The sequence below is a fragment of the Shinella sp. BE166 genome, assembly GCF_051201095.1.
Lineage (GTDB): Bacteria > Pseudomonadota > Alphaproteobacteria > Rhizobiales > Rhizobiaceae > Shinella > Shinella lacus.
The window spans coordinates 63,091-83,002 of the sequence record NZ_JBPEHL010000012.1 but is presented as its reverse complement, the minus strand read 5'-3'; the positions used below and the strand labels follow the sequence as shown (position 1 = coordinate 83,002).

General features: G+C 64.8%; 21 protein-coding genes. 12 read left to right on the top strand and 9 right to left on the bottom strand.

The genetic code is table 11. The features are described from left to right. Positions 1-346: 346 nt before the first annotated feature. The 4 genes from J2Y63_RS24895 to J2Y63_RS24880 all read left to right on the top strand — a co-directional run bounded on the left by J2Y63_RS24895 (position 347) and on the right by J2Y63_RS24880 (position 6,978). Positions 347-2,407 (top strand): M3 family metallopeptidase, encoded by a 2,061-nt coding sequence (locus tag J2Y63_RS24895; RefSeq protein ID WP_435268286.1) that lies wholly within the window; start codon positions 347-349, stop codon positions 2,405-2,407. Positions 2,408-2,731: 324 nt separating this feature from the next. Next, a complete protein-coding gene (locus J2Y63_RS24890) occupies positions 2,732-4,294 on the top strand; it encodes an alkaline phosphatase D family protein (RefSeq protein ID WP_435268285.1) in 1,563 nt (520 codons plus the stop codon). A 146-nt stretch (positions 4,295-4,440) separates the two neighbouring features. After that, on the top strand, positions 4,441-6,267 hold the full coding sequence (gene typA / locus J2Y63_RS24885; protein WP_435268284.1) for a translational GTPase TypA: 1,827 nt from the start codon (positions 4,441-4,443) through the stop codon (positions 6,265-6,267). Positions 6,268-6,471: 204 nt separating this feature from the next. Beyond that, the gene (locus tag J2Y63_RS24880; protein ID WP_256119449.1) at positions 6,472-6,978 is read left to right on the top strand and encodes a GNAT family N-acetyltransferase; all 507 of its coding nucleotides are present in this window, start codon (positions 6,472-6,474) and stop codon (positions 6,976-6,978) included. A gap of 34 nt (positions 6,979-7,012) precedes the next feature. On the opposite strand, the gene J2Y63_RS24875 is transcribed toward J2Y63_RS24880, so the two are convergent. Then, positions 7,013-7,627: a hypothetical protein gene (locus J2Y63_RS24875; protein ID WP_435268283.1), complete on the bottom strand. Its 615-nt coding sequence runs from the start codon at positions 7,625-7,627 to the stop codon at positions 7,013-7,015. A 137-nt stretch (positions 7,628-7,764) separates the two neighbouring features. Between J2Y63_RS24875 and ppa the strand changes: the two genes are divergently transcribed. After that, on the top strand, positions 7,765-8,298 hold the full coding sequence (gene ppa, locus J2Y63_RS24870) for an inorganic diphosphatase (protein ID WP_256119447.1): 534 nt from the start codon (positions 7,765-7,767) through the stop codon (positions 8,296-8,298). Positions 8,299-8,386: 88 nt separating this feature from the next. On the opposite strand, the gene J2Y63_RS24865 is transcribed toward ppa, so the two are convergent. From J2Y63_RS24865 to hemC, 7 genes are all read right to left on the bottom strand, one after another. Further along, a complete protein-coding gene (locus J2Y63_RS24865) occupies positions 8,387-8,680 on the bottom strand; it encodes a YggT family protein (RefSeq protein ID WP_256119446.1) in 294 nt (97 codons plus the stop codon). Positions 8,681-8,776: 96 nt separating this feature from the next. Further along, positions 8,777-9,493 (bottom strand): glutamine amidotransferase, encoded by a 717-nt coding sequence (locus J2Y63_RS24860; RefSeq protein WP_435268282.1) that lies wholly within the window; start codon positions 9,491-9,493, stop codon positions 8,777-8,779. 3 nt (positions 9,494-9,496) lie between these two features. Further along, positions 9,497-9,985: a TerB family tellurite resistance protein gene (locus tag J2Y63_RS24855; protein ID WP_256119444.1), complete on the bottom strand. Its 489-nt coding sequence runs from the start codon at positions 9,983-9,985 to the stop codon at positions 9,497-9,499. 80 nt (positions 9,986-10,065) lie between these two features. After that, positions 10,066-11,673, bottom strand: a complete 1,608-nt coding sequence (locus tag J2Y63_RS24850) for a heme biosynthesis protein HemY (RefSeq protein ID WP_435268281.1) — start codon at positions 11,671-11,673, stop codon at positions 10,066-10,068. Positions 11,674-11,686: 13 nt separating this feature from the next. Next, positions 11,687-12,955 carry a COG4223 family protein gene (locus J2Y63_RS24845; RefSeq protein WP_435268280.1) on the bottom strand — a complete coding sequence of 423 codons (1,269 nt, stop codon included), beginning with the start codon at positions 12,953-12,955 and terminating at the stop codon, positions 11,687-11,689. Positions 12,956-13,053: 98 nt separating this feature from the next. Then, a complete protein-coding gene (locus J2Y63_RS24840; RefSeq protein WP_435268279.1) occupies positions 13,054-13,779 on the bottom strand; it encodes a uroporphyrinogen-III synthase in 726 nt (241 codons plus the stop codon). Between the two features lie 3 nt (positions 13,780-13,782). After that, complete coding sequence (hemC, locus tag J2Y63_RS24835; protein WP_435268278.1) at positions 13,783-14,712, bottom strand: hydroxymethylbilane synthase; 930 nt, start codon at positions 14,710-14,712, stop codon at positions 13,783-13,785. A gap of 73 nt (positions 14,713-14,785) precedes the next feature. Here hemC and tsaD point away from each other — a divergent pair, with 73 nt between their 5' ends. From tsaD to J2Y63_RS24810, 5 genes are read left to right on the top strand one after another with little or no spacing between them, the layout of a single operon-like run. Continuing rightward, positions 14,786-15,880, top strand: coding sequence for a tRNA (adenosine(37)-N6)-threonylcarbamoyltransferase complex transferase subunit TsaD (gene tsaD, locus J2Y63_RS24830; RefSeq protein WP_435268277.1), 1,095 nt, complete (start codon positions 14,786-14,788; stop codon positions 15,878-15,880). After that, entirely contained in the window at positions 15,877-16,863 is a 987-nt protein-coding gene (locus tag J2Y63_RS24825; protein ID WP_435268276.1) for an NAD(P)H-dependent glycerol-3-phosphate dehydrogenase, read from the top strand. The genes tsaD and J2Y63_RS24825 overlap by 4 nt, the downstream gene beginning before the upstream one ends. Positions 16,864-16,879: 16 nt before the next feature. After that, positions 16,880-17,173, top strand: a complete 294-nt coding sequence (locus tag J2Y63_RS24820) for a YciI-like protein (RefSeq protein WP_256119437.1) — start codon at positions 16,880-16,882, stop codon at positions 17,171-17,173. 5 nt (positions 17,174-17,178) lie between these two features. Then, positions 17,179-17,610 (top strand): EVE domain-containing protein, encoded by a 432-nt coding sequence (locus tag J2Y63_RS24815; protein WP_435268275.1) that lies wholly within the window; start codon positions 17,179-17,181, stop codon positions 17,608-17,610. Between the two features lie 22 nt (positions 17,611-17,632). Further along, positions 17,633-18,280, top strand: coding sequence for a class I SAM-dependent methyltransferase (locus tag J2Y63_RS24810; protein ID WP_435268274.1), 648 nt, complete (start codon positions 17,633-17,635; stop codon positions 18,278-18,280). 100 nt (positions 18,281-18,380) lie between these two features. Here J2Y63_RS24810 and J2Y63_RS24805 read toward each other — a convergent pair whose 3' ends face one another. Continuing rightward, positions 18,381-18,758, bottom strand: coding sequence for a hypothetical protein (locus J2Y63_RS24805; RefSeq protein ID WP_435268273.1), 378 nt, complete (start codon positions 18,756-18,758; stop codon positions 18,381-18,383). A gap of 370 nt (positions 18,759-19,128) precedes the next feature. Here J2Y63_RS24805 and sdhC point away from each other — a divergent pair, with 370 nt between their 5' ends. Both sdhC and sdhD read left to right on the top strand, forming a co-directional pair. After that, entirely contained in the window at positions 19,129-19,521 is a 393-nt protein-coding gene (gene sdhC / locus J2Y63_RS24800) for a succinate dehydrogenase, cytochrome b556 subunit (protein WP_256119433.1), read from the top strand. A gap of 10 nt (positions 19,522-19,531) precedes the next feature. Continuing rightward, positions 19,532-19,909, top strand: coding sequence for a succinate dehydrogenase, hydrophobic membrane anchor protein (sdhD, locus tag J2Y63_RS24795; RefSeq protein WP_435268272.1), 378 nt, complete (start codon positions 19,532-19,534; stop codon positions 19,907-19,909). The last annotated feature ends 3 nt before the right edge of the window (positions 19,910-19,912 follow it).

Genomic DNA, 19,912 nt, shown 5'->3' with positions numbered 1-19,912 from the left:
CGAGTTTGCGCATACCACAACGGGCATGCGGGTAAGGCATGGTCAGGATGTTCATGTGCGTATGAATCCGCCGGCTAATTGCTGGCGGTACCGACATCACGAGAGCGCCGTAAAAACTCTCGCCAGAGGGGCCCGGCACCAGGGTTCCCGCGGCAACCCAAGTCAAAGGCCGCGGATGGGGCTGTTCTCTCCGAAGTTGCCTTCCGCGTCAAGAGGCAGGGCGCCACATCGTCCAAACGCGGACAGGCGCGTCCGGTTCCCGTATTTTCTGGTGGGCGCCCTGTACCAATGCCCCTGTCCCTTCCTATATTCGCCGCACGATGATTTGCCACGAAGGACCAGCCCCATGACCGAAACGCGCATCGATCCCGCCCTCGTCGAATGGACCGGCCTCAACGGCCTGCCGCGTTTCGATCTCGTCAAGGACGAGGCCTTCGCGGCGAGCTTCGATGCGGCGCTGGCGTCGCACGAGGCGGAGATCGACGCGATCGCCGGCAATCCGGAGCCCGCGACCTTCGAGAACACCATCGTCGCGCTCGAAACCGCCGGCGATGAGCTTTCCCGCGTCTCGGCGCTGTTCTGGAGCCGGGCGGGCGCCAACACCAACGACGTGATCCAGGCGCTGGAACGCGAGATCGCGCCAAAAATGTCGCGGCACTATTCGAAGATCGGCACCAACGCCGCGCTCTTCCAGCGCATCGATGCGCTGTGGGAAGGCCGGGAGGCCCTGGGGCTTTCGCTGGAGCAGACCCGGGTGCTGGAACGGCACTGGAAGGGTTTCGTCAAATCCGGCGCCAAGCTCGAAAAGCCCGAGCAGGAACGGCTCTCCTCGATCAACGAGACGCTGGCCGGTCTCGGCGCGAAATTCGGCCAGAACGTGCTCGCCGACGAGAAGGAGTGGGCGCTCTATCTCGACGAGGGCGATGCGCTCGATGGCCTGCCGGATTTCCTGAAAGACGCCATGGCGGCGGCGGCGCGGGAACGCGGCCATGACGGGCGCTATGCGGTGACGCTGTCGCGCTCGATCATCGAGCCGTTCCTCACCGCCTCAGCACGGCGCGACCTGCGCGAGCAGGCCTTCAGGGCCTGGGTGGCGCGCGGCGAAAACGAGGGGGCTACGGACAATCGCGGCATCGTCAAGGAGACGCTGACGCTGCGCGCCGAAAAGGCCGGCCTGCTCGGCTACGAGAATTTCGCGGCGCTGAAGCTCGACAACACGATGGCGAAGACGCCGCAGGCGGTGAACGGCCTCTTGATGCAGGTCTGGGAAAAGGCTGTGGCTCGGGCGCGCGAGGAGGAGGCGGAACTTGCCGCCCTTGTCGCGGAGGAAGGGCGCAACCACGAGGTCATGCCCTGGGACTGGCGCTATTATGCGGAAAAGCAGCGCTCCCGGAAATTCAACTTCTCCGAGGCCGAACTGAAACCCTACCTCCAGCTCGAAAAGATCATCGAGGCCTGCTTCGATGTCGCCGAACGCCTGTTCGATATCCACGCGATCGAGAAGAAGGATGTGCCGGCCTATCATCCGGATGTGCGGGTCTTCGAGATCCGCGATCGCAACGACAAACTCGTCGCCATGTTTCTCGGCGATTATTTCGCCCGCTCGTCAAAACGCTCCGGCGCCTGGATGAGCTCCTACCAGAGCCAGCACCGCCTGCCGCTCAAGAATGGCACCGTCGGCGAAATCCCGATCATCTACAACGTCTGCAATTTCGCGAAGCCCGCGGAAGGCAAGCCGGCGCTGCTTTCGCTCGACGATGCACGCACGCTGTTCCACGAATTCGGTCATGCGCTGCACGGTATGCTGTCCGACGTCACCTATCCCTCCGTCTCGGGCACCGGCGTGTCGCGCGATTTCGTCGAGCTGCCCTCGCAACTCTACGAACATTGGCTGACCGTGCCGGAAATTTTGACGCGTTATGCGGTGCATTACCAGACGGGCGAGGCGATGCCGCAGGCGCTGCTCGACAAGGTTCTCGCTGCCCGCACCTTCAATTCCGGCTTTGCGACGGTGGAGTTCACCTCCTCCGCGCTGGTCGACATGGCGTTTCATACGCGCGGTCCGGTGGACGATCCGATGACGGTGCAGGCGGAGGTACTGGAAAAGATCGGCCTGCCGAAATCCATCGTCATGCGCCACGCGACGCCGCACTTCCAGCACGTATTCTCCGGTGACGGCTATTCGGCCGGCTACTATTCCTACATGTGGTCGGAGGTGCTGGATGCCGACGCCTTCGCCGCCTTCACCGAGACGGGCGACGCCTTCAACCCCGCCATGGCCGAACGGCTGAAGACCTACATCTACGCCGTCGGCGGCTCCGTCGACCCGGAAGACGCCTACAAGGCCTTCCGCGGCAAGCTGCCGAGCCCGGAGGCGATGCTGGAGAAAAAGGGGCTGGCGGCCTGACGGGCCGCCTTCTCTTTCGAAGGTCGTCCCCACCCACCAACGTCATCCTCGGGCTTGACCCGAGGATCCACATCCACGGCGTGCCGGTGGGTGGATGGTCGGGTCAGGCCCGACCATGACGGAGGAGAGGCTGCGGCTGTGGCCAGAAACCTGCGGCGTGGGAGCGGTGGCTTCGGCTGGCAACTGCCCGCGCCACCTCGTGCCGTCATCCTCCCGTCACCGAACTTTTGGCGAAACGTCATGCTCCCGTTACCGGACTGACATGGCGAAGACTCATGGTCTGCCCGCCTGGCGTTTCGATTCGCGGGTCAGGCCGGAGGTGGCATGGCGATTGTTCCCGAGACGCTGACGCGGCGCTCGTTTCTTCTGACTGCGGGGGCCGGCGCACTGGCCACATCCTCTGCGCTGGCGGTTCCCTATTATGCGCGGCGGCATGGCAGTCCGGCCTTCTCCCACGGCGTGCAGTCCGGCGACGTCGATTGTTCCTCCGGCGTGGTCTGGGCGCGCATCGACCGGCCGGCGGAGGTGATGCTCGAATATTCGACCACCGACAGTTTCACCAATGCGGCCCGGATGCCGGTGCAGAAGGCGCTGGGGACGTCCGACAACACGGTCAAGGCAATGCTGCAGGGTCTGCTGCCGGACCAGGACATTTTTTACCGCTTCACGGCCAACGACCCCTATTCCAGCCATCTCGTCTCCGAGCCGATCGTCGGGCGCTTTCGCACGGCGCCGATGCGCAATCGGTCGGTGCGCTTCGTCTGGTCGGGCGATACCGCCGGGCAGGGCTGGGGCATCGACGATGTCGGCATGAAGACCTATTCGACGATGCTGCGCCACGAGCCGGATTTCTTCATCCATTCGGGCGATACGGTCTATGCGGACGGCCCGATCCCGGACGAAATCCCCTTGCGCGACGGGGGTGTGTGGAAGAACCGCATCGTCACCGACGAGAAGCGCAACGTGGCTCGCACGCTGGAAGAATTCCGGGGGCAGTGGAAATACAATCTGCTCGACGATCACCTGCTGGCCTTCAACAGCCAGTGCCCGACCTTCTTCCAGTGGGACGACCACGAGGTGCTGAACAACTGGTCGGAATCGAGCGATCTCACTGGGGACCGGCGCTATCCGGACAAGGAGATCGGCATTTACGAAGCCCGCGCGCGGCGCGCCTTCCACGAGATGACGTCGATCCGCTATTTCCCCACCGAGCCGGGCCGCATCTTCCGCAAGGTCGCTTATGGGCCGCTGCTCGACGTGTTCTTCGTCGACCTGCGCTCCTATCGCAGCCCCAACCAGGGCGGCACGGAGAACGGCCTGTTCGGCTGGCGGCAGGCGGATTGGCTGCGGCGCGAGCTTGCGGCTTCACAGGCGGTCTGGAAGGTGATCGCCTGTGACATGCCGCTCGGCCTCGTCATCTGGGACGATTATTCCAACAGCCTCGGCTACGAGGGCGTGGCGGATGGCCTCAACGGCCCGCCGGCAGCACGCGAGCGGGAAATCGCCGACTTGCTCTCCTTCATGCGCGACAATGCGATCCACAATGTCGTCTGGCTGACGGCGGACGTGCACTATACCGCCGCGCACCACTACGATCCGTCGCGCGCGAAATTCCAGGAGTTCAATCCGTTCTGGGAATTTGTCTCCGGCCCGCTGCATTCCGGCACGTATGGGCCAAAGCCGCTCGACAGCACCTTCGGCCCCGAAGTCCGCTTCATCAAATCCTCGAAGGGCGGCGTCGACAGCAATCTTCCGCCGTCGGCCGGCCTGCAATTCTTCGGCCTCGTCGACATCCATGGCGCGAGCGAGGAGATGACCGTGCGGCTGATGGACCGGGAGGATCAGGAGCTCTGGCGGGTCACGCTGCCGCCGGTGCGCACGTCGTGAGGTGTGGCATCCGAGCGAGCCTTGAGCCGGAAGGATAACAGAGTTGCGTCCCGCCCCTTTCGCAATTGCGGAAAAACATGTAAGAGCCCGGCCATTGAAGACGGCGCCCTCATACCCTGCGCGCCCCGAACCTCAGAGATTATACCATGTCCATCCGCAATATCGCGATCATCGCGCACGTCGACCATGGCAAGACCACGCTCGTTGACGAGCTTCTGAAGCAGTCCGGCTCGTTCCGTGAAAACCAGCGCGTCGCCGAACGCGTGATGGACTCGAACGACCTCGAAAAGGAACGCGGCATCACCATTCTCGCCAAGGCGACCTCGGTGGATTGGAAGGGCGTTCGCATCAACATCGTCGACACCCCCGGCCACGCCGACTTCGGCGGCGAAGTGGAGCGCATCCTCTCGATGGTGGACGGCGCGATCGTTCTCGTCGATAGCTCGGAAGGCCCGATGCCGCAGACCAAGTTCGTGGTCGGCAAGGCGCTGAAGGTCGGTCTGAAGCCGATCGTCGCGATCAACAAAATCGACCGTCCGGACGGCCGCCACGAAGAAGTGCTGAACGAGGTGTTCGACCTGTTCGCCAATCTCGACGCCACCGACGAGCAGCTCGACTTCCCGATCCTCTATGGTTCGGGCCGCAACGGCTGGATGAACGTCAACCCGGAAGGCCCGAAGGACGAAGGCATGGCGCCGCTGCTCGACCTCGTGCTGAAGCACGTTCCGGAGCCGACGGTCGCCGAAGGCCCGTTCCGCCTGATCGGCACGATTCTGGAAGCCAACCCCTTCCTCGGCCGCATCATCACCGGCCGCATCCATTCCGGCTCGATCAAGCCGAACCAGGCCGTCAAGGTTCTCGGCCAGGACGGCAAACTGATCGAAACCGGCCGTATCTCGAAGATCCTCGCCTTCCGCGGCATCGAGCGCACGGCGATCGATGAGGCGCATGCGGGCGACATCGTCGCGATCGCCGGTCTCTCCAAGGGCACCGTCGCCGACACGTTCTGCGATCCCTCGGTCACCGAAGCCATGAAGGCGCAGCCGATCGACCCGCCGACCGTGACCATGTCCTTCATCGTCAATGACAGCCCGCTTGCCGGCACCGAAGGCGACAAGGTGACGAGCCGCGTCATCCGCGACCGCCTGTTCAAGGAAGCCGAAGGCAATGTCGCGCTGAAGATCGAAGAGGCCGAAGGCAAGGATTCGTTCTACGTTTCCGGCCGCGGCGAACTTCAGCTCGCCGTTCTGATCGAGACGATGCGTCGCGAAGGTTTTGAACTCGCCGTGTCTCGTCCGCGCGTCGTCATGCACAAGGACGAGAACGGCACCACGATGGAGCCGATCGAAGAAGTCGTCGTCGACGTTGACGAAGAGCATTCGGGTATCGTCGTGCAGAAGATGTCCGAGCGCAAGGCCGAGATGACGGAGCTCCGTCCGTCGGGCGGCAACCGTATTCGCCTGAAGTTCCTGGCGCCGACCCGCGGCCTGATCGGCTACCAGTCGGAACTCCTGACCGACACGCGCGGCACGGCCGTCATGAACCGCCTGTTCCACGATTACCAGCCCTACAAGGGTGCGATCGGCGGCCGCGTCAATGGCGTGCTGCTGTCGAACGCGTCGGGCGAAGCCGTTGCCTATGCCATGTTCAACCTCGAAGACCGCGGCCCGATGATCATCGAGCCGGGCGAAAAGGTCTATGCGGGCATGATCATCGGCATCCACACCCGTGACAACGACCTCGAGGTCAACGTGCTGAAGGGCAAGCAGCTCACCAACATCCGCGCCGCCGGCAAGGATGAAGCCGTGAAGCTGACCCCGCCGATCCGCATGACGCTCGACCGCGCTCTCTCGTGGATCCAGGACGACGAGTTGATGGAAGTGACGCCGAAGTCCATCCGTCTGCGCAAGATGTTCCTCGACGCCAACGACCGCAAGCGATTCGACAAGCAGCGTGCCGCCGGCGCGGCATAAGCGCTTCTTCCCGAAACGAGACATTTTGAACCCCGGTGCCTGCACCGGGGTTTTTCATGTGTGTGCCATCGTTTTACGACTTGTGACGTTTGTTAAAAAAGCGTTAACTTTTCCGTGTGCCATACGGAACTCGCCTGTGGGGAAAGAGAGACTTCTCCTGCCGCGGGATTCCGGTGGAATCGGTGCCGGAATAAGAGTCGTGTTATGAAAACACTGTCGATCGATGTGCGGCGCGCCGAGCCGCAGGACGCGCGCGCGATATCCGAAACGCATCGGGTGTCGTGGCTGCAGGCCTATGGCGGCCTCATTCCGCACAAACCGCTGATCCAGATGGTCGACCGCCGGAACGAGACCTGGTGGCGCAAGGCGACACGCGGTCCAGCGACGCTTCTGGTGCTCGATGTCGCCGGCACCGTGGCCGGTTACGCCACGCTCGGCCTCAACCGCGCCCGTGCGCTGCCGCAGGAAGGCGAGATCTACGAGCTTTACCTTCGCCCGGAATACCAGGGCATCGGCCTTGGCCGGCTGCTGTTCGGCGAGGCGCAGCGCCTGCTGAAGTCGCTCGGCTGCAACGGCATGATCGTCTGGTGCTTGGAAGACAGCGAGCACGCCGACCGCTTCTTCCGCTCCGCCGGCGGGCGCGACATTGCCGAAGGCATGGAGAATTTCGGCGAGAAGGAACTGAAGAAGGTCGGTTTCGTCTGGTCCTGAAGCCTGCCGATAACGGCAGGCGTGAAACGAAGACCTATTCGGTTTTTCCCGGCAGATAGCGCATCGGTTCCCCGGCGAGTTTTCCGCGGGTGCCGTGCCATTGCGGCTCGCTCTTGTTGCAGATGAAGCTGGATGCCTCTTCGTCCGCCACCGTGCGGGCAAGCGTATTGGCATCCTTGTTCTCCAGCGCATCGACATAACCGACGACGCAGCTTGTCGGATCTTCCGCCGTCGCCACCGTCGAGACGACCAAGACCTGGCCGTAGCGCGTGGTGGTGTCGCTCGTCGTTTCCGGATCGGAGACGAACCAGCGCACGATGGTGGCGATGGGTGCGCCATTCGCGCCGAGGCGCCATTCGACCTTCGCATTGGTGTGGTTGAACGGGCCGAAGCTTTCGAAAGCTTCATCCAGCCAAATCTTGCCGATCGGCCCATAGGCCTGGCTTTGCCGGAGGTCGCCTTCCTTGAAATAGACGGCCAGATCCTTGTAGCCGGCGCATTTCATCGTGATGCTCGGGCCTTCGTCGGTTTGCGACAGGGTCTCGCAGGCGTCGAGATTGCGCTCGGTATAGGCGCTTTCATTGGCCGAGGCAGCCGTGGCCGAGACGGCGGCAAGGGCGGCGGCGAGAACGAGGTGTATCGGGCGCATCTGTAATCCTCCGGGTCCTTTTGGAGACGGCGGACCGGGTCGGTCTATTCGGCCCCCGGCGAAAGTCATGTTGCGCTGCAACGGGATTCGCATTAGGAAGCCCGCAAACAAACCACCGCAGTTCAGGGAGCCCCTCCATGCGTATCGATGCGATTTCCGTTGGCAAGAACCCGCCGGACGACGTGAACGTCATTGTCGAGGTGCCGGTCGGCGGCCACCCGATCAAGTACGAGATGGACAAGGAAGCCGGCGCGCTCGTCGTCGACCGTTTCCTCTACACGCCGATGACCTATCCGGGCAATTACGGCTTCGTGCCGCACACGCTGTCGGAAGACGGCGACCCGATCGACGTGCTCATCGCCAACACCCGCCCGCTCGTTCCGGGCTGCGTGATCAATGTGCGCCCGATCGGCGTTCTGGTCATGGAAGACGATGGCGGTAAGGACGAAAAGATCATCGCCGTGCCGGTGCCGAAGCTGACGCGCCGCTACGACAAGGTCGCCAACTACACCGACCTGCCGGAAATCACGCTCAAGCAGATCGAGCACTTCTTCACGCATTACAAGGATCTGGAGCCCGGCAAGTGGGTGAAGATCGCCGGCTGGCAGGATGTCGACGTCGCCAAGAGGATGATCCTCGAAGCGGTCGCCCGCTACAACGAAGGCAAGTAAGCGCTCCCAGCGCTTCGTTCCGTTCGACAAAATCCTCCGGGTCGCCAGCGATCCGGAGGATTTTCTTTTTCTGGCTACTGCTGCTGGCTCAGGAGAGCAGCGCCGGCGCCAGCACGGTGCGGATCACCTGTTCCAGGAAGAACAGGATGACGAGCACGACGAGCGGCGACAGGTCCACGCCGCCGAAATTCGGCAGGATGCGGCGGATCGGGCGGTAGATCGGCTCAGTCAGCTGGTAGAGCGAGCGGCCGATGGTCGCGATCACCTGATTGTTCGCGTTGATGACGTTGAAGGCGTAGAGCCAGGAGAAGATCGCCGAGGCGATCACCAGGAACCACGCTATGTTGATGATGAACAATAGGGTGTTGATGACCGCTATCATTGATGTCTCCAATTGGTTTCGTGCTGACATGTAGCCATTGCGGGCGCAGCCAGCAAGGCCGCGCGCCGGATGCGCCGCCAACATGTTTAATTGCCGTCAGTCTTCGTGGAAGATGCGGTCGAGGAAGGACGTCATCCAGAGGCGCAATGCCGCATCGTGCAGCAGGCGGCCATCGAGATGGGCGCGGCCCACCTGCGCGCCCGGCAGCTCGAAACGATGCGCGCCGCGCACGACCCAGCGATGCATCATGGCGAGCGTCAGCTCGCCGTGGAACTGGATGCCCCAGGCCTTGTCGCCATAGCGGAAGGCCTGGTTCTCATAGTGATGGCCGGTTGCGAGCAATGTAGCGCCGGATGGCAGGTCGAAACCTTCACGGTGGAACTGGTAGACCATTTCCGGCCAGGGCAGCAGCGCGGTGCCCGCCTCCGTCGCCTTCAGCGGATACCAGCCGATCTCCGTCCAGCCCTCCTCATGGCCGAACACCCTGCCGCCGAGGTTCTTGACCAGCATCTGCGCGCCAAGGCAGATGCCGAGGAAGGGGCGGTTCTCTTTCAGGGGCACCGAGAGCCACTCGATCTCCTCGCGCACATAGGGCTCGTCGTCATTGGCGCTCATCGGCCCGCCGAAGACGACGGCGCCGGCGTGGTGCTCAAGCGTGGCGGGCAGGGGATCGCCGAGCACGGGGCGGCGGATATCCAGCGCATGGCCCATCTGCTGCAGGATCTGGCCGACGCGGCCGGGGCTGGAGGTCTCCTGGTGCAGCACGACCAGCACGGGCGGCCTGCGGCGCGGTTTACGGGGGAAATCGAGCATGGCTCAGGCTTCGTCCTCTCCTTCTTTCTCCCCCACGGCTCCCACCCGTTCGGCCACTTGCTGCCGCTTCATGATGCGTTCGCGGCCCGAGACGGCGAGCAGGTCGGCAATGCGCCAGATCGCGTGATCCTCCATCTCGCTCCTCTCGCCATCCGCATAGACGATTTCCCAGAGCAGGCCGATCAGGTCGACGCGCTGGTCCTCCGAAAGCTGGCGCTTCAGTTCCGAGGTGAAGCGGAAGAAGTCGATCGCCTCGCTCTCGGCATCGGTGCCGGCGGCGACGAGCGCGTCGAGCTCGGCCTCGTCGACGCCGTAAAGCTCCTTGAAGCGGGCGCGCAGCGCCTTCTTCTCGATCTCCAGCACCTTGCCGTCCGCCTCCATCACCTGGATGCAGAGCGCGATGACGGCGACCCGCGGGTCGTCGGCGGCAAAGGCCGGTTTGCTTTCGCCACCGGAAAGGCTCGCCAGAAACTGCTGCAAGCGTTCGAACATCGATTGTCGCCCCGTTTACCCTCAAGCCCTTTGAGCATGCCCATAACGTCCAGCAAACCGTTGCTTTGCCGGACGTGTTCTCAGAACAAGCGGAAACCGCTGGTGCCGTCCCGTTTGACGGCGCCTTCCTTGACACCCGGATCGTCCGGCAGGCCGAAGAAGGGTCGTTCCTCCTCCTCGGCCACGATGGGTTCCGGCTTCGCCTTCGCCTTTTCCGCGACGATGATTTCCTTCACCGGGGCCGGTTCGACGACACTCGCGACGACCACCGGCTTTTCGGCTTCCTTCGTCTCGACCGGTTCGATCTTGACGACCGGCTTTGCCTCGATGGCGAGCGGCGGCAGGGTGCGGATCGCCTCGTCGACGCTGTCGGTGGAGCCTTCCTCGATCGGCCCCTGAAGCTCGCTCACCGGCGTCTTCCATTCGAAGGCGTCGAGACGGCCGGTGACGGGCGAGATGGCGCGCCATTCCGGCGCCGTGATGCCGTCGGCCGTCCAGGCCGGATCGCGCGGCGCCTTCAGCGCCTGGTTCATCCAATGGCGAATACGCCCCTGGTCGCCGGTCTCGGCGTCCTCGATATCGGCCAGCAGCAGGAAGGCGCTTTCGCGCGGCGAGAGGCGCGCTGCGGCTTCGGCCTTGGTGCGGGCAAGGGTGAAGTCGCGGGTCTCAAGTGCCGCCTCGGCGACGGCATAGAGCGCCTCGGCATTGTTCGGCCGGAGGGATTCGAGCTTTTCCGCGCGCTTCAGCCGGTCGGTCGCCGAATCGCCGCTGCGGGCGCGCACGTAAAGTTTCGCCACGTCGCCATGCGCCGTCGCCTTCCAGAGCTTTTCGAGAATGGAGGCGGCCTTGCGCAGGTTGTCTTCACGCAGATAGGCCTTGGCGGCGATCAGGCCGGCCGGCACGAAATTCTCGTCGAGTTTCAGCGCGTGCTGGGCATCGTCGCGCGCACCCTTCCGGTCGGCATCGAGCTTTGCGGAGGCGCGCGCGGTGAGCAGCACGGCCCGGCGGCGGGCATGCGCCTTCTTCTCCTCGGCCGAGCCGGAGCGGCCATCGCCGAGCAGGCGCAGCGCCTCGTCCCAGTCGCCGGCTTCGGAGCGGTATTCGAGGGCCGCTTCCGTCGCCCAGGGAAGCTGCGGCGCCTTTTCGGCGGCACGCTCGGCATATTGCCGTGCGGCTTCGTTGGCGCCGAGGCGGCGGGCTTCCAGATAGAGGCCGCGCAGGCCGAGCTCGCGCGTTTCCGGATCATCGGCCATCAGCTCGAATTTTTTGCGCGCGTCGTCGTAGCGGCCTTCGATCATCGCGGCCTGCGCTTCGAGCAGGTGGATCAGCGGCTCCTGATCGGCGCTCAGCAGGCCCTTGGTGCGGCCCAGCATCTTCCGGGCGCCGGCGGCGTCCCCCGCGCCGGCGGCGATCAGGCCGGTGGAAAGCGCCTGGTAGCCACGGTCGCGCTTGCGGGCACGGAAGAACCGCTGGATCGAGTGCGGCGAGGTCCAGACCACGCGCACGATCCACCAGGTGAACATGACGGCGGCAATCAGCGAGACGACGAGCGTGGCGGCGACCATCAGGCTCATATCGGCCCGCTGGCCCTGCCAGATGATGGAGAGTTCGCCGGGACGGTCGGCAAGCCAGGCGAAGCCCGCCGCGAGAGCCAGTACGAAGAGGGCGAAGACCAGAATGCGAATCATGAAGTCTTTCTCCTCAGCCCTGGTTGCCGGTTGTCGTGCCGTTCATGGCGCCGGAAACGACGGCGCCGATCAGGCCTTCGACGGCGACGCGCTGGTCAAGCGTGCGCTTGTAGTCTGCTGCCGCGGTCTGGCCCCCCTCCGGCAGGGTCTGCCATTCGATCTGCGCGCCCTTGAAGTCGCCGTTCTGCAGCTTGGTCTCGATGCGCGCAACGATCGCCTCGGGCGAATCCCCCTCGACGGTGCCGACGGGGCGCACGCGGATTGCCGAGGCGGCGCTCGACATCAGGCGGTTGAAGATGCCCTGGTCGCCTTCCGGCTGGTGCACGGCGTCCAGAATGGCATCGGCCGTCTTCTGGAAGTCGCGCACCAAATCCGAGCGCGACGGCACGCCGATGGCGGCCTGCTCGCGCAGGCCCGCGACGGAGGGGTCGTCCGGCGAGATGCTGGCGAAGGCTTCCAGTTCGGCGAGATAGGGTCCGCCGCGGTCGATCGCGGTCTTGAGGGCGCTTGCGGCAACCGCGCGCGCCATCGCGATGTCGCTGCGCGGTTCGTCGAGTTTCTGTTCGGCTGCGGCGATGCGCTCGGTCAACTGGCTTTCGGTCGAGCTTACGGCCGCAATGGCCTCGCGCAGGGCCGCAAGTTCCGTCGCCAGCCGCGTCACGTCGCCTTCGAGCTTGGTGACGGCTTCGGGGGCGGCGGCGGTCGCGCCCGTGCCTTCGGCCGTCGATTTTTCGAGCGCGGCGATGCGCGTCTCGATCGGCTGGAGATCGACCGGGCTTGCGGTGCCGGCCTCGGAAAGGCGGGTCTTCAGCGCCTCGACCTCGTTGGACAGGGCGGAAACGGCGCTGGTGTCGCCGGCTCGGTCCGGGCCGAGTGCGGGCAGGTAGCCGCCATATTGCAGGCTGCCGGCGCCGAGAAGCGCGATCAGGCCGCCGAGAATGCTGGCGGCAAGCGTGCCCGCATTGCTTTTCTGCGGGGGCGGCGGCGTTTGCGCACGCACCGGCTCCTCATAGGTCGCGCGGGCGGGCTCAACGGGGTCCTGCTTTTCCTCGACGATGGGTTCGGGCTCGGCGGCGGCGGTCTCTTCGGTCACGGTTTCCGTGGTTGCCGTCTCGGTCGTCGTCGTTTCCGCGGGCTCGGCGTCCGGCGCCGCGGCGTCGGCTTCCGGCTTTTCTTCGGCGGCGAGCGCCTCGTTGCTGACGGAGGCCGGAACGGCTTCGAGGTCGATCGTCACGGGTTCGTCGCCGGCTTTCTTGCGACGGGACGGGGTTTCCGGTTCCATGGCGACCTCCTGCTATTCATGTGCACTGCACTAAACCTAGACAGGGAAGGCGGCGAGGGAAAGACCCCGGCGGCAGATTCATCCGCCGGCACTTGCGGCTATAGCAGGTCGAGCAGGCTTTCCTCGTTGGGCGAGGAGGCGACGACCGTCAGCGCCGCGAAACGCTGCGGGACGGCCTTTGCGACATTTGCGCTCATGCAGAGCATCAGCGTCGAGAGGAACCGCTCCGGGATTTCGGCAAGCGGCGGCAGTTCGAAGAAGGCGCGGGCACTTTCGCGCGAATAGAACAGCACGGCATCCGGCACCGGGCGCAGCAGGGCTGTCTCCGTCGCCGTGCGCCTGGGGATGACCGGCACCATGCGGTAGGCTTCGACGGTGCGGAACGGAATGCCCGCTTCCGTCAGCCGGGTTTCGAAGCTGCGCGCGCGGGGCAAGCCGGCGAGGTAGAGGATCGGCTCGGCGGGCATGCCGAAATCGCGGCAATGGGCGACGATCATCTCCGCGAGGTCCTTGCCGTCGCCGCCGGGGGTGAGCACGGTGCGGAAACCCGCCTCTTCCGCGGCATGGGCCGATGCCTGGCCGACGGAAAAGATGGTCGTCAGCAGGTGGCGGTCGAGGTCGTCGCCGATCTTGCCGAACAGGCGCGCCACTTCCGCGCTGGTGATGGCGATGGCCGAATGGCGCTCGGCAAGTGCTGCCTTCACCGCATCGATGTCATGTTCCGGCTTGGACAGCGACAGCAGGACCGTCTCGTGCCCCAGGGCCACGAGCTTGCGCGCCGTGCGGGTGGCTGCGGGCTCCGGGCGAAGAACGAGAACGCGCACGGCTCAGCCCCAGCTTTCGAAGAAATCCGCTCCCGCCTTGTCGCGGATAGCCTGCCCCGCCGCTGCGCCGAGCCGCTCGGCGTCACCCACCGGGCCGCTCGTTTCGATTTCATGGAACTGGCTGCCGTCGGGCGTGAGAATCATGCCGCGGAACTGGAGGTGTTCGCCCTCGACAGTCGCGTAACCGGCAATCGGCGTGCGACAGGAGCCGTCGAGCGTGCCGAGGAAACCGCGCTCGCAGGAGACGGCGGCGCGCGTCGGCCGGTCGTCGATGGCCGACAGCAGCGCGTCGATGCGTGCATCGCCGATGCGGCTTTCGATGCCGATTGCGCCCTGCGCCGGGGCCGGCGGAAAGGACACGGGGTCTAGGATTTCCGTCGGCACATCGAGCTTGCCGAGGCGCTTCAGGCCGGCATAGGCGAGCAGCGTCGCATCCGCCTGGCCTTCGGCAAGCTTGGCCAGGCGGGTCTCGACCTGGCCGCGAAAGACGATGACGTTGAGGTCTGGCCGCAGACGCTTGATGAGCGCCTGACGGCGCAGCGACGCCGAGCCGACCGTAGCGCCCTGCGGCAGATCCAGCAGCCGGGCGGCGGAGCGGCCGATGAAGGCGTCGCGCATGTCCTCGCGCGGCAGGAAGGCGGAGAGATAAAGGCCGTCCGGCAGCTTCGTCGGCATGTCCTTGGAGGAATGCACGGCGAAATCCAGTTCGCCCGAGGACAGCTGCGCCTCGATCTCTTCCGTGAACAGGCCCTTGCCGCCGATCAGCGCCAGCGAACGGTCGGTGATACGGTCGCCCTTCGTCGAGAGCACGACGATCTCGAACATGTCTTCCGGCAGGCCATGGGCGGCCATCAGGCGTGCGCGGGTCTCGTGGGCCTGGGCGAGCGCCAGCGGGCTGCCGCGCGTGCCGATCCTGAAAGGTTTTGTTTGCATCCGCCTTGATCCGTTGTTACCGGGATGTCTCGTAACCGGCTTTAAAGCCGCCCGCAATCAATCCTAGTGCTTCATGTCGTCCCAATTGACCATTCTCGGCATCGAAACGAGCTGCGACGAGACCGCCGCGGCCGTCGTGCTGCGCGATGCGGATGGCAGGGGTGAAATCCTCGGCGAGGTGGTGCTGAGCCAGCTCGAAGAGCACAGCGCCTATGGCGGCGTGGTGCCGGAAATCGCGGCGCGCGCCCATGTGGAAGCGCTCGACAGCCTGATTTCCGAGGCGCTCCTGCGCTCCGGCCGGTCGCTGAAGGATGTCGATGCGATTGCCGCGACGAGCGGGCCGGGGCTGATCGGCGGGCTCATCGTCGGGCTGATGACGGGCAAGGCGATAGCCCGGGCGACGGGCAAGCCTCTCTATGCCGTCAACCATCTGGAAGGCCATGCGCTGACGGCGCGGCTGACGGACGGGCTCGCCTTTCCCTATCTCATGCTGCTTGTCTCCGGCGGCCATACCCAGCTCGTGCTGGTGCGCGGCGTCGACGATTACGAGAGATGGGGCACGACGATCGACGATGCGCTGGGCGAAGCCTTCGACAAGACGGCCAAGCTGCTCGGCCTGCCCTATCCCGGCGGGCCGGCCGTGGAGCGCATGGCGAAGACGGGTAATCCGGAACGTTTCACCTTCCCGCGGCCGCTCGTCGGCGAGGCGCGGCTCGATTTCTCATTTTCCGGGCTGAAGACGGCGGTGCGCCAGGCGGCGCAGTCGATCGAGCCCGTCACGGAGCAGGACATCGCGGATATCTGCGCCTCCTTCCAGCGCGCCGTGTCGCGCACGCTGAAGGATCGCATCGGCCGCGGGCTTGAACGGTTCCGCACGCTCCATCCGACTGTCGAGACGCCGGCGCTGGTCGTGGCCGGCGGTGTGGCGGCGAATGCCGAACTGCGCGCGACCTTGCAGACACTCTGCGACAAGAACAAATTCCGTTTCATCGCGCCGCCGCTGGCGCTCTGCACCGACAATGCCGCGATGATCGCCTGGGCGGGGCTGGAGCGCATGGCGGCCGGTTTCGCGCCGGATAACCTCGCGGTCGCACCGCGCTCGCGCTGGCCGCTCGACCGCGAGGCGGCGACGATGCTGGGCTCGGGTAAGCGGGGAGCCAAGGCATGAGTTCGAGCCCGAAGATCGCCGTCATCGGCGCAGGCGCCTTCGGCACGGCGCTGGCGAGCGTCGCCGCAGCAAGTGGCGGCGATGTCACGCTGATCGGCCGCAATGCCGAGGCTGTCGAGGCCATGCGTGCCGCACGGCGCAACGAAAAGGTTCTGCCGGGCATCGACCTGCCGCCCGCACTCGCCTTCAGCGCGGATGTCGAGGCCGTTGGCGGCGCCGGCATCGTGCTCTTCGCCATGCCCTCCCAGGCGCAGCGCGAGGCGGCGCGGGCCTTTGCCCATCTGCTGGCGCCCGGCACGGCGGTCGTCATCTGCGCCAAGGGCATGGAGAAGGGCACCGGCCGCCTCCTGACCGAGGTGCTGGAAGAGGAATTGCCCGGCCGCGAGATCGCGGTGCTCTCCGGTCCCGGTTTTGCCGCCGATATCGCCAAGGGCCTGCCGACGGCGATGGTCGTTGCCGCGCGCACGGCGGAAATCGGTGCGATGCTGGCGCAGGCGCTGTCCGGGCCGACCTTCCGGCTCTATCCCTCGACCGACCGGATCGGCGTGCAGCTCGGCGGGGCGCTGAAGAACGTGCTGGCGATCGCCTGCGGCATCGTCGAGGGCGCGGGGCTCGGCGATTCGGCGCGGGCGGCCCTGATTTCGCGCGGGCTTGCGGAGCTGTCGCGCTTCGTCGCGGCGCATGGCGGCGAGGGCACCACGGTGACCGGGCTTTCCGGCCTTGGCGATCTCGTGCTCACCGGCACCAGCCACCAGTCGCGCAACCTGCGCTTCGGTATCGCGCTCGGCCGTCATGGCACAGCCGCCGGCTGGTCGGGAGACCTCGTCGAAGGCGCCTTTGCAGCCTCGGTCGCCTCCGGCGTTGCCGCGGACAAGGGCATCGACATGCCGATCACCGACGCGGTCGCCAGCATCATCGACGGCACGCTCGACGTGAAGACCGCCATCGGGCAGCTCATGACGCGCCCGATCACCCAGGAATAGAAGGAAGGATCGTTTCATGCTTTTCGCATTCATCTGCGCAGACAAGCCCGGCGCGCTCCAGGTGCGCCTCGATACGCGCCCGGAACACGTCGCCTACCTGAACGAGCTCAATGCGGGCGGCAAGCTCGCTTTCGCCGGCCCGTTCCTGGGCGAGGACGGCAAGCCGACCGGCAGCCTCGTCGTGGTCAAGGCCGAGACCATCGAGGACGCGCGGCAGATCGCCGACAACGACCCCTATGCCAAGGCGGGCCTCTTCGCCTCCGTCGAGGTGAAGGCCTGGAACTGGGTCTTCAACAATCCGGAGGCCTGAGACGCATGGCATACTGGCTCTACAAGTCCGAACCCTTCAAATGGTCGTGGCAGATGCAGAAGGACGCGGGCGCTGCCGGCACCGAATGGACCGGCGTGCGCAATTATCTGGCGCGCAACCACATGCGGGCGATGAAGGTCGGCGACAAGGGCTTCTTCTACCACTCCAACGAGGGGCTGGAGATCGTCGGCTTCACAGAGGTCTGCGCCCTGTCGCACCCCGATTCGACGGCCGGCGAGGATCCGCGCTGGGATTGCGTTGATATCCGCGCGGTGCAGGACATGCCGAAGCCGGTATCGCTGAAGGCCATCAAGGCCAATCCGAAACTCTCCAACATGGCGCTTGTTACCTCCATGCGCCTTTCGGTGCAGCCGGTGACCGAAGAAGAGTGGATCGAGGTCTGCCGCATGGGCGGCCTTTCCAAGCCGCCACGCTGAGCATTTTCGGAACGATGCTCCGGTGAAAACGGACCCCGAAGTCTTCATCCGCGACAATACCGGCGTTCTGTCGCCGCCGCATGTGCCGGAGGTGACGCTAAGGCTCGCCACCGAGGCGCATGACCTGTGGCTGAAAACGGAGGAGGAGCTGGAGGCGATTGGCCTGCCGCCGCCATTCTGGGCCTTCGCCTGGGCCGGCGGGCAGGGGCTGGCGCGCCATGTGCTCGATCATTCAGGATTGGTTGCCGGCAAATCGGTGATCGACTTTGCAAGCGGGTCCGGCCTCGTCGGCATCGCAGCGCGTCTGGCGGGAGCAACGACCGTACTGGCGGCGGATATTGATCCGTGGAGCGAGACGGCGATCCGGCTGAACGCCGCCCTCAACGGCGTCGCGCTGGACTATACCGTCGAAAACATGATTGGCCGGGACGAGGGATGGGACGTCGTGCTCGCCGGCGATGTCTTCTACGACCGCGGCTTTGCCGATGTGCTGATCCCGTGGTTTTCAGCGCTCGCCGCCCGCGGCGCCACCGTGCTCGTCGGCGATCCCGGCCGCGCCTATTGCCCGCGTGAGCGCATGGAAGCGCTCGCCACCTATACGGTGCCGGTGACGCGGGCGCTGGAGGACAGCGAAGTCAAGAAAACGACGGTCTGGCGTTTCCTCGCCTAGAGCAATCCCGCTTTTCTTCGAATCGCGAAAACGCTCTATCTCTTTGTTTTTACGCAATTCCGGACGCAAAACCGCGTGCCGCACTTTTGCTGGAATTGCTCTAGGGCCGGACGACGCAGACGCCGGATTCCCAGGAGCAGGCGCTCAGGCCCGGCACGACGTGGATGACCTTCGGGCCGCGGCTTTCGGCGTAGGTTCGCTCGATGATGCGCGGATAGGAATCGCCGTCGAAGTAGAAATAGATGCCGTTGCCGGGATCGTTATAGGCTGCGACGCTGCCGCCGTAGAAATTCCGGTCCTTGTTGCGCCAATGGCGATCGCGGTGCCGCTCGGTGCGCCGATCGTCGAATGACCGGCGATCGCGCTGGCGCCAGCCATCGCGGCCATGCCGGTCACGGCGCGTGACCATGTAGCCGCTGACGTTGCCGTTCGACCAGCCCGAGTTGAAATTGCCATCGCCGGCCTTTGCGGTCGTCATGCCGCCTGCCACAAGGGCGACCGCAAGCACTAGCACTTTGGTCGCATGGGGCGCTGAAAACAGAGTCATTCTGTCCTGCCTTCCGGATTACGCTTAACAGATCCTTAACGGCAAGATGGCGCAGCGAGGGGCAAAAGTCACGGATTTGGTTATGGATTCCGTCGATATCGTTAACGCTGGAAATGCGTCCCAAAATGGCGCAATTTCAGGCATGCCGTCTAATCGATTAAATTCATTTTGCACTGCAATGAGGCTTGTGGTTCCGCACGCTGGTGATTAAACGTCGCAATCACTACATTGTGCACAACATACTGCAATTCCGGAGAAAATTTGTCCAGTTTTTGGCTCTCCGGGGTTCCGTGAGGTTCAGATGGCGAATGTCACTCGAAGCCGGCCACTCTCGCCGCATCTCCAAGTCTACAAGCCGATTCCGACGATGGTCATGTCCATCGTGCATCGCATAACCGGCGCTGCACTTTATTTCGGCACCGTGCTCGTCGCCTTCTGGCTGATCGCGGCCGCGTCCGGGCAAGCCTATTTCGACTGGGCCAACTGGCTCTTCGGCTCGCTGATCGGCCGCGTCGTGCTGTTCGGCTATACCTGGGCGCTGATGCAGCACATGCTGGGCGGCCTTCGCCACTTCATGTGGGACCTCGGCCATGGCTACGAGAAGAACTTTTCCACCAAACTTGCCATCGTGACCCCGGTCGTCGCCGTCGCCCTGACGGTGCTGATCTGGATCATCGGCACCCTGGCCCGCTGAGGAGAGCCCCATGGACATGCGCACGCCCCTCGGCAAGGTTCGCGGCCTCGGCTCGGCAAAGGACGGCACGGAGCACTTCTGGCGCCAGCGCCTGACGGCCGTCGCCAACGTTCCGCTCATCCTCTTCTTCATCGGCTTCCTGATCTGCTACAACGGCGCCTCCTACGCCGAAGTGACCGCAGCGCTCTCGAACCCGATCGTCGCCGTCCTCATGGGCCTTGTCGTCGTCTCCGGCCTCATCCACATGAAGCTCGGCATGCAGGTCATCATCGAGGACTACGTGCATGCGGAGGGCAAGATCGGCCTTCTCATGCTCAACACCTTCTTCGCGATCCTGGTCGGCGGGCTCTGTCTTTTCGCCGTCCTCAAAATCGCCTTCGCAGGATAATCC

Bases quoted from the DNA above. Each gene is read 5' to 3' on its own strand.
- J2Y63_RS24895 (WP_435268286.1), top strand. From the start codon at position 347: ATGACCGAAACGCGCATCGATCCCGCCCTCGTCGAATGGACCGGCCTC.
- J2Y63_RS24890 (WP_435268285.1), top strand. From the start codon at position 2,732: ATGGCGATTGTTCCCGAGACGCTGACGCGGCGCTCGTTTCTTCTGACT.
- typA (WP_435268284.1), top strand. From the start codon at position 4,441: ATGTCCATCCGCAATATCGCGATCATCGCGCACGTCGACCATGGCAAG.
- J2Y63_RS24880 (WP_256119449.1), top strand. From the start codon at position 6,472: ATGAAAACACTGTCGATCGATGTGCGGCGCGCCGAGCCGCAGGACGCG.
- J2Y63_RS24875 (WP_435268283.1), bottom strand. From the start codon at position 7,627: ATGCGCCCGATACACCTCGTTCTCGCCGCCGCCCTTGCCGCCGTCTCG.
- ppa (WP_256119447.1), top strand. From the start codon at position 7,765: ATGCGTATCGATGCGATTTCCGTTGGCAAGAACCCGCCGGACGACGTG.
- J2Y63_RS24865 (WP_256119446.1), bottom strand. From the start codon at position 8,680: ATGATAGCGGTCATCAACACCCTATTGTTCATCATCAACATAGCGTGG.
- J2Y63_RS24860 (WP_435268282.1), bottom strand. From the start codon at position 9,493: ATGCTCGATTTCCCCCGTAAACCGCGCCGCAGGCCGCCCGTGCTGGTC.
- J2Y63_RS24855 (WP_256119444.1), bottom strand. From the start codon at position 9,985: ATGTTCGAACGCTTGCAGCAGTTTCTGGCGAGCCTTTCCGGTGGCGAA.
- J2Y63_RS24850 (WP_435268281.1), bottom strand. From the start codon at position 11,673: ATGATTCGCATTCTGGTCTTCGCCCTCTTCGTACTGGCTCTCGCGGCG.
- J2Y63_RS24845 (WP_435268280.1), bottom strand. From the start codon at position 12,955: ATGGAACCGGAAACCCCGTCCCGTCGCAAGAAAGCCGGCGACGAACCC.
- hemC (WP_435268278.1), bottom strand. From the start codon at position 14,712: ATGCAAACAAAACCTTTCAGGATCGGCACGCGCGGCAGCCCGCTGGCG.
- tsaD (WP_435268277.1), top strand. From the start codon at position 14,786: ATGTCGTCCCAATTGACCATTCTCGGCATCGAAACGAGCTGCGACGAG.
- J2Y63_RS24825 (WP_435268276.1), top strand. From the start codon at position 15,877: ATGAGTTCGAGCCCGAAGATCGCCGTCATCGGCGCAGGCGCCTTCGGC.
- J2Y63_RS24820 (WP_256119437.1), top strand. From the start codon at position 16,880: ATGCTTTTCGCATTCATCTGCGCAGACAAGCCCGGCGCGCTCCAGGTG.
- J2Y63_RS24815 (WP_435268275.1), top strand. From the start codon at position 17,179: ATGGCATACTGGCTCTACAAGTCCGAACCCTTCAAATGGTCGTGGCAG.
- J2Y63_RS24805 (WP_435268273.1), bottom strand. From the start codon at position 18,758: ATGACGACCGCAAAGGCCGGCGATGGCAATTTCAACTCGGGCTGGTCG.
- sdhC (WP_256119433.1), top strand. From the start codon at position 19,129: ATGGCGAATGTCACTCGAAGCCGGCCACTCTCGCCGCATCTCCAAGTC.
- sdhD (WP_435268272.1), top strand. From the start codon at position 19,532: ATGGACATGCGCACGCCCCTCGGCAAGGTTCGCGGCCTCGGCTCGGCA.